Origin of the sequence: Flavobacterium antarcticum DSM 19726, from assembly GCF_000419685.1 — a bacterium.
Classification (GTDB): Bacteria; Bacteroidota; Bacteroidia; order Flavobacteriales; family Flavobacteriaceae; genus Flavobacterium; species Flavobacterium antarcticum.
Map to the genome: position 1 here is coordinate 1 of NZ_ATTM01000015.1, position 2,169 is coordinate 2,169.

At 33.8% G+C, this 2,169-nt stretch carries 3 protein-coding genes; all 3 read left to right on the plus strand.

Annotation, left to right across the window (positions count from 1 at the left end; all coding sequences use genetic code 11):
• The first annotated feature begins 114 nt into the window (after positions 1-114).
• The 3 genes from YWA_RS15590 (at position 115) to YWA_RS15235 (ending at position 2,109) form a co-directional block, all read left to right on the plus strand.
• Positions 115-525: a tyrosine-type recombinase/integrase gene (locus YWA_RS15590; protein ID WP_245557726.1), complete on the plus strand. Its 411-nt coding sequence runs from the start codon at positions 115-117 to the stop codon at positions 523-525.
• 89 nt (positions 526-614) lie between these two features.
• Positions 615-1,490: an AAA family ATPase gene (locus YWA_RS0114425; RefSeq protein ID WP_022829223.1), complete on the plus strand. Its 876-nt coding sequence runs from the start codon at positions 615-617 to the stop codon at positions 1,488-1,490.
• Positions 1,474-2,109 (plus strand): DUF3871 family protein, encoded by a 636-nt coding sequence (locus YWA_RS15235; RefSeq protein WP_022829224.1) that lies wholly within the window; start codon positions 1,474-1,476, stop codon positions 2,107-2,109. The genes YWA_RS0114425 and YWA_RS15235 overlap by 17 nt, the downstream gene beginning before the upstream one ends.
• Positions 2,110-2,169 lie beyond the last annotated feature (60 nt).

Below are 2,169 nucleotides of genomic sequence, written 5' to 3' on the forward strand. Positions count from 1 at the left end.
TTTGAAATATATGACAATAAAGGAATTTAACAAACAATCAAATAATTACAAAAATGTCGCTTAACTTAAACTCCACTTTTTATTTGCATATCCACCGATATAAAAAATAATAGAATTGATTATACTAGGTCAAAAACTAAGGGCAAATTTAATTTAGAAATTATTGATAGTGCTCAAAAGATTCTTGACTATTATAGAGAACAAAAAAGGCCTACAAAATATGTATTTCCTATTCTGTTACAAGAGAACTTGACTCCGGTGCAAATGTACTATAGAAAACAAAAAGTATTAAAATCCTACAATTTGCGACTTAAAGAAATTGGGAAATTAGCGGGAGTAGAGGCAAAATTAACTACTTATGTGGCAAGACATAGTTTTGCCACAATTCTGAAACTTAGCGGAACTCCAATAGAAAAGATTTCTGAGATGATGGGTCATGCTGATGTACGGATAACTATGAGCTATCTGAAGGAGTTTTCGAATGAAGATTTAGATTCAGAAAACAGAAAGTTTTTAACCCTTTAGAACACTTCTAAAGCATCATATTTAACAGGCTAATTTCATCTGAAGTTAGCCTGTTTTCACATCAATATTAATCATTAAATAATTATATTATGCAATTAAGACAATCAGAACGAAAAAAAGCTAAAATTAAATTAGCATTACAAGGCACTGCCGGAAGCGGAAAAACATACTCAAGTATCTTGTTAGCACAAGGGTTAACAAATGGCAACCTTTCTAAAGTTGCTATAATTGATACTGAGAATGGAAGTGCTGACTTGTATGCCCATTTAGGCAATTACAACGTCTTGACATTAGCACCTCCATTTACACCTGAAAACTACATTAAAGCTATTGAGCTGTGTGAAAAGTCAGGTATGGAAGTAATTATCATTGACTCCATATCGCAGTGCTGGGATGAGCTACTAGATTTTCATTCCAAATTAGCCGGAAATTCATTTACCAATTGGGGAAAAATCACTCCTAGACAGAAAGCATTTGTAGATAAAATTTTGCAAGCTGATGCCCACATCATTGCTACAATGCGGACAAAACAGGATTATGTACTGCAACAGAAAGATGGAAAGTATGTTCCTGAAAAAGTTGGACTTAAAGCGGTTCAAAGAGATGGAATGGACTACGAGTTCACTTTAGTATTTGATGTTGATATTAAGCACTTCTCTGTGTCTTCAAAAGACAGAACGGGCTTGTTTATGGGGAAGCCAGAGTTTATTATCAATAGCAATACAGGAAAAAAGATTTTAGAATGGTGCAATACGGAGACCCCTATCAGTTCTGAAGGTAGTTCAAATGTGAAAGATATGTCGGACAGGATAAATTGTGCTCTATCCGTTTCAGAATTAACGAAGTTGTTTAATGACAACCCAACATTTCAAGAAGCATTCCGACCTCAATTCCAAAGCAAGAAGAAGCAGTTAGAATTATTAATAAACCCTCAAAATTTTAGTCAAAATGGAAAACATCATTAAGCCAGCAACCATAGAAGAAGCTTTTGAATTAAGACCTGTAAGCCCTTTTAGTCGAGCTGAATCTGAATCTTTCAATAATTTGGTTCGTCCTATTGTTGATTTAGAAGTTGAAAGCAAGATGAATACTGAAACTATAACTTATGATGCGAAGCCTTTCATCATTGCAAATACGCAAGATGTAGCTTTGGAAATGCTGAAGAATAAGTGCGTAATTCCTGTGTTCACAAAGGACAACGAAAAAACAATAGCACATCAAGAGTTTATTGAGTTGACACAAGATTGCATTTCAGAGGTGTTTTCAAATGAGAGATTTGACGTACCTGAAATTAGAGTTAGTCATCAAATTAAAGGTAGAGTTCCCACAGCAATTTACAAGTCGGCAAAAGATTTGGAAGAACATGAGAAAACCCAGTACTTTGAAAGAATGGCTTTCATTATCAAAATTCCAAGTATTAGTACAATGATAAATGGGAATGAAGTGGCACTGACTGTCGGAGGGGTCCGTAGCTACAATCAAGAAAACCTCTACAATAAGAAATCATTTGAGAAGTTTAAATTCTTTGTAGGTTTTCAAAATCAAGTGTGTGGATATGCAAATAAAAAGTGGAGTTTAAGTTAAGCGACATTTTTGTAATTATTTGATTGTTTGTTAAATTCCTTTATTGTCATATATTTCAAA